This is a genomic window from Pseudomonas sp. PS02303 (assembly GCF_029959925.1).
GTDB lineage: Bacteria > Pseudomonadota > Gammaproteobacteria > Pseudomonadales > Pseudomonadaceae > Aquipseudomonas > Aquipseudomonas mandelii.
In genome coordinates, this window is record NZ_JASCOM010000349.1 from 1 (window position 1) to 5,081 (window position 5,081).

The window sequence follows — 5,081 nt, forward strand, 5'->3', positions numbered from 1 at the left end:
TTGGGCGGGTCAGCTCTGAAATTTCGCTGACTGGGGGGGCCTCTTCACGAGCAGGCTCGCTCCCACAGGGGGGGCGAGCCGATCACAAAACCCCTGTGGGAGTGAGCCTGCTCGCGATGGCTATCTAATAATCAACCCATCAACCGCGCCGTGCCAAACAGCCTGACCCGACTCAATTTCCCCTCCGACTCTTCCAACAAAACCGGCGCCGTGCCGCCCGGCATGACGACTTTCACTTCACCCGCCGTCACCCAACCCACCCGCCACGCCGCACACGCCACCGCACTGGCGCTGGTGCCTGACGACGCCGTCGGCCCTTCCCCGCGTTCAAACACCCGCGCCACCACTCTCCCCTCTGACTCAAGCACCGCCCATTGCAAATTCACCCCCGCCGGACACGGCTGCCCAGCCCCGGTCGGCGCGGCATAGGCGATACGCATCAAGCCTTGGGCCAAGGGCGATTCTCGCATCTGCTCATTGCTGGGCAACGCGTCGGCATTTGTCAGCAGCGTCACGCAATGGGGATTGCCGATGCGCACAAACTGGCTGCGGTTCCAGGCAGGATCAAGCGCCGACAACGGCTGCACATGGCTGACTTCGCGCTCGTTCAGCGTCACGCGTTCAGCCTCGCGCGCACCCACCGCTTGTGGCCCGAACGAAGGCTTGCCCAAATCCAGCCAGAACCCTTGCACACCGTCGACCTCAGCGGCGTCCACAGTGGTTTCCACCGGTGAAACCGCATCGCGCTTGTCGTGATGAACCCGCAGCAGGCACGCCTGCTCCTCGGGCATCAATCCTTGCTCGCTGAGCGCCTGGGAAAAAATCGTCAGCCCATTGCCACTGCGCTCGGCCAGGGTGCCGTCGGTATTGACGATCAACAGATCAAAGGGCGGCGAGGATTGAAACGGCCCGACCAGCAGCCCGTCGCAGCGATGGTCTTTGCTGCCCGATGGCTGTGAACCGGGCGCCCAACTGCAAAATGCCTCGATAGCGGCCGATGTCCAGTGCTCGCGGATCTGCGCAGCGTCGCGAGCCTGGTCCGGCAAATCGATATCGCGACCACGCACCTCGTCGGGCGTCAGCACCGCGTAGATATTGCCTCGAGCATCGTAGAACGGCGTCATGGATCGGTCCTGAAAGTCAGCTTGAAAAGAGCCCGTACTGTAGGCGTCAACGGCCTGCGATGAAATACCGCCCCGGCGTCACGCCAAACGTTCGCCGGAACATCGCAATGAACGCGCTGACATTGTCGTAGCCCAGTTCCAGGGCGATGGTGGTCACCGGTACGTCGGCGGCGAGTAACTCCAGCGCTCGCAGCAAGCGTGCGCGCTGGCGCCATTGGCTGAAGCTGAAGCCGGTTTCATCGACGAAGCGCCGGGCCAGGGTCCTGGCAGACAAACCGGCCCATTGCGCCCACTCGGTGAGCGAACGGTTGTCGGCGAGGTCGTCGGCCAGCGCCTGACTGATCCGCCGCAGTCGCGGGTCGAGTGGCAGCGGCAGACCGAAGGGCTCGGCGGGCAGCGCGGCGACCTCATCCACAATCAATTGAGCGATCCGCTCCTGTCGCTGATCCAGCGGTCCCTCGCTCCAGGTCGCCGCCCGGTCGACGGCCTCACGAAGCAAACCTGAAGTTGCGATGATGCAGGGTTGTCCGGGCAATACGACACAGGCCGGCGCGACCACGTAGACACTCCAGCCGTGGAAGGGGCCGTGGGAGCGCAAGCCATGCACACAGTCGGGTGGAATCCACACCGCATGGGTCGCCGGCACCACCCAGTGATGATCTGCCGCCTCCACCGTCAACAGCCCGCGCCGCGCGCCCAACAGTTGCCCGCGCGCATGCCGGTGGGGAGCGCTGGTGCGCTCGATGGGACTGTTCAGGACCGAGGCGATCACCAGCGGCCCAGCGTTGGATTGCGCCTGTTCAATAGATATCAGCGGTTCAGCCATTGGCAGTTTCACGTTATCGAATGACCCGAATAGCGCAGTTTAGCCATGAGCAACGGATTAGTCTGGGCACTCATTCACCGGAGTCTCAACCATGCGCGCCGAAGACCTGCTTCCCGACGATCTGAACCAAGGCCAATTCAATGGAACTGTCGTGCGCAAAGGCACGGTCGGGGCCTTTCTGATCAATGCCCGGATGCTGATCGATCCCCAGACACCCGAGGATCAACGCACGGCCGCCACGCAAGACATTCTCCAGGCGTTGCCGGCGCTACGTGCCCTGGGCCTGTTCGAACTGATGCAGGTGCGCGACCCACTGGTTCGGGCGTTGTGTGAGCAAGAGCCGGGCGTTCCTCCAGTCACTCAGTTATAAATCCCTCGACACTTATTGCGAACAAGTCTGCCAGATCTGTCAGTTATGACAGCAGACAAGCCTTCGCCCCCGGGCCAGAGTGAAGCTCCTGATGCACGTTCGGAGGAAGGTCATGAAACGGGCTTCCCTAGTGTCCCTGCTCATTGCCCTGGTACTCGGCGGAGTAACTGCAGGCGTTAAATTGGTCTACGACGTCGTACCCAACCACATGGCCGAAAACAATCGCAATGAACCGCTGTTCCTCAGAGGCCGGAGCGAATGCCGCCATGATTGTGGCGCCTGCGCTAAGGGCGACGCCTTCCTCGATGGCAACGCCGATCTAAATACCGACAACCCGCGCGTGTTCGAAACCTTCAACGCCGAATTCATCACGCTGCGCGACGATTATGCCGTGGGCTCGTCGCTGGAACTGGGGGCCTGGGATCCTCGTCATGCCGTGGCATTGGCCCACAGGCCTGCGCAGAACCAATGGAACGGTTCGATTGATGTGCCGGCGGATCAAGACACCCTGTGGAAATGCATCGAGCGCAATAACGACGCGTCACACACCGTGCGTTGGCAGCCAGGACCAAACGTCAGCTTCACCAGCGGCACCGAGAGCGAGACAAGAGGCACCTTCTAGATTGGCGTTGCAGGTCTGAAAAGAGGGCACGACATGAGCAGCCGATACCCGATCTCTCCCATGGAAACGCTATACAGCGAGGGCCGGAAATCCTTCATCGATCTGGTTCCTGACGGCGCAACTCGCCTGGGCGCACTGTTCAGAACGGTCCCGGCCCTGGGCGAACTGGCGGTGGGTGTTGTTTACGGTTATTTGCATGACCGTTCTGACTTGGATCCTCGTCTGCGTGAAGCGGTGTCGTTTGCTGCGATTGTCGCGGCGGGCATGGTCGGGCCACCGTTGAGTGTGCATTTCAAGACGGGGCTGGCCTCGGGGCTCGCACCGGCAGAACTGACGGGAATATTGCTGCAGGCTTCAGCCTTCGCCGGTTTTCCGAGAGCGGTGGCTGCGGCCGATCAGCTCAATCGACTGTTTGACGAAGCCGCAATTGTTTCGCCGCCTCCCCCCACACCGCGCGAGGTAGCGCTGGCGTTTTGTGAGCAAGTGCGCAATGGCAAATCAGCCGTCCCCCTGAGTGCTGCGATCAAACGCCTGTTACGCCGCTCGCTGCGCCTTTCGATCCAGGCGACAACAGCCAGCACCGTCATTGTTGAATGTTTCGACGACGAGCCCTCCCTTCCTGCCGCGCTCTTGCACATTCAAGTGCAAGGAACGCAGATCGTCTCGGTGACACGTTTTATTGCTCGTTGATCGACAACCGTTCGTGACCACAGCCAGTGCGTCGGAAAATATCGCTGCAAACCTTCAGCATCCACACGTTGTCGCCTGCACAGGCAATTAACTCGCGGCCTGCGCTCGCGACAGAGGGTCAGGCTATGCAAGGATGTCGCCCTGCCTGACCGCAAACCGCTGTGGACGCTGACCGAACCCTATGGGTCAGTCACTGTCCCTTTGGGAGTGCGACGTTTTTTTGCCAAGGATCGATATGACCAGCCTCAATACCCAAGCCTCATTTGTTCCCGGACGCCTGGAGCAGATGTCCACCCGCATCGCCTTTTTCATTGCCGGTCTTGGCATCGCCGCCTGGGCGCCGCTGGTGCCTTATGCCAAGGCACGGGCCGGGCTCGACGAAGGGACGCTTGGGTTGTTGCTGTTGTGCCTGGGAGTGGGCTCGATTCTGGCGATGCCGATAGCTGGCCTGCTCGCCACGCGTTTCGGCTGCCGTCGGGTGGCAACCGGGGGGACGTTGTTGATTTGCGCGGCATTGCCGTTGCTGGCCACCGTGTCGTCAATACCGGCATTGATCGCCACGCTGTTCATGTTCGGCGCGGGCCTGGGCACGGTGGACTCGACGGTGAACCTGCAAGCGGTGATCGTCGAGCGGGCCAGCGGAAAGAACATGATGTCGGGGTTTCACGGGATGTTCAGCCTCGGCGGGATTGTCGGCGCGGCAGGTGTCAGCGCCCTGCTCGGCTTGGGTCTGTCGCCGTTGGGGGCGATGGCGGTGGTGATCGTGGTTCTGGTGCTGGCCTTGCTCAAAGCCGCGCCGCACCTGTTGCCTTACGGCAGCGAAAGCTCGGGACCGGCGTTTGCCGTGCCCCATGGCATCGTGCTGTTTATTGGCGGCATGTGTTTCATCGTGTTCCTGGCCGAAGGCGCGGCGCTCGACTGGAGCGCGGTGTTCCTGGCGCAGGAACGCGGGATTGACACGGCGTATGCGGGGCTCGGTTACGCCGCGTTTGCGCTGACCATGACCGCCGGACGGCTGACCGGGGACCGGATTGTCCGACGCCTGGGCGCGACGCGGGTGATGGTGTTCGGCGGCCTGATGGCGGCGGCGGGTTTGGCATTGGCGACGTTTGCGCCGGCCTGGGAGGCGGCACTGGTCGGGTATGCGTTATTGGGTGCGGGCTGCTCGAACATCGTGCCGGTGCTGTACACCGCGGTCGGGAAACAGACGGTCATGCCTGAGCACATTGCAGTGCCGGCCATTACCACATTGGGCTATGCGGGAATTCTCGCGGGCCCGGCAGTGATCGGCTTTATCGCCCATGGCAGCAGCTTGAGTTTTGCCTTCGGGTTGATGGCGGTGTTGCTGGTGGCGGTAGCCATTGGCGGGAAAGTGTTGAAGGTTTGAAAGCTTCGCGGGCAAGCCTCGCTCCTACAGGTTCGGTGGTCCCTGCAGGAGCGAGGCTTGCC

General features: G+C 62.1%; 6 protein-coding genes. 4 read left to right on the forward strand and 2 right to left on the reverse strand.

Annotated elements, in window-relative coordinates:
- Positions 1–131 precede the first annotated feature (131 nt).
- Positions 132–1,124, reverse strand: coding sequence for a diaminopimelate epimerase (locus tag QMX98_RS32300; protein ID WP_282411957.1), 993 nt, complete (start codon positions 1,122–1,124; stop codon positions 132–134).
- A 46-nt stretch (positions 1,125–1,170) separates the two neighbouring features.
- On the reverse strand, positions 1,171–1,950 hold the full coding sequence (locus QMX98_RS32305; protein WP_282411958.1) for a helix-turn-helix transcriptional regulator: 780 nt from the start codon (positions 1,948–1,950) through the stop codon (positions 1,171–1,173).
- Positions 1,951–2,041: 91 nt separating this feature from the next.
- Between QMX98_RS32305 and QMX98_RS32310 the strand changes: the two genes are divergently transcribed.
- From QMX98_RS32310 to QMX98_RS32325, 4 genes are all read left to right on the forward strand, one after another.
- Positions 2,042–2,320 (forward strand): hypothetical protein, encoded by a 279-nt coding sequence (locus QMX98_RS32310; RefSeq protein WP_077748869.1) that lies wholly within the window; start codon positions 2,042–2,044, stop codon positions 2,318–2,320.
- A gap of 112 nt (positions 2,321–2,432) precedes the next feature.
- Positions 2,433–2,942, forward strand: a complete 510-nt coding sequence (locus QMX98_RS32315) for a carbohydrate-binding module family 20 domain-containing protein (protein ID WP_282411959.1) — start codon at positions 2,433–2,435, stop codon at positions 2,940–2,942.
- A 33-nt stretch (positions 2,943–2,975) separates the two neighbouring features.
- The gene (locus QMX98_RS32320) at positions 2,976–3,632 is read left to right on the forward strand and encodes a carboxymuconolactone decarboxylase family protein (protein ID WP_154503990.1); all 657 of its coding nucleotides are present in this window, start codon (positions 2,976–2,978) and stop codon (positions 3,630–3,632) included.
- Between the two features lie 235 nt (positions 3,633–3,867).
- Positions 3,868–5,019, forward strand: a complete 1,152-nt coding sequence (locus QMX98_RS32325) for an MFS transporter (RefSeq protein WP_083374629.1) — start codon at positions 3,868–3,870, stop codon at positions 5,017–5,019.
- Positions 5,020–5,081 lie beyond the last annotated feature (62 nt).

Bases quoted from the DNA above. Each gene is read 5' to 3' on its own strand.
- QMX98_RS32315 (WP_282411959.1), top strand. From the start codon at position 2,433: ATGAAACGGGCTTCCCTAGTGTCCCTGCTCATTGCCCTGGTACTCGGC.
- QMX98_RS32320 (WP_154503990.1), top strand. From the start codon at position 2,976: ATGAGCAGCCGATACCCGATCTCTCCCATGGAAACGCTATACAGCGAG.
- QMX98_RS32305 (WP_282411958.1), bottom strand. From the start codon at position 1,950: ATGGCTGAACCGCTGATATCTATTGAACAGGCGCAATCCAACGCTGGG.
- QMX98_RS32300 (WP_282411957.1), bottom strand. From the start codon at position 1,124: ATGACGCCGTTCTACGATGCTCGAGGCAATATCTACGCGGTGCTGACG.
- QMX98_RS32325 (WP_083374629.1), top strand. From the start codon at position 3,868: ATGACCAGCCTCAATACCCAAGCCTCATTTGTTCCCGGACGCCTGGAG.
- QMX98_RS32310 (WP_077748869.1), top strand. From the start codon at position 2,042: ATGCGCGCCGAAGACCTGCTTCCCGACGATCTGAACCAAGGCCAATTC.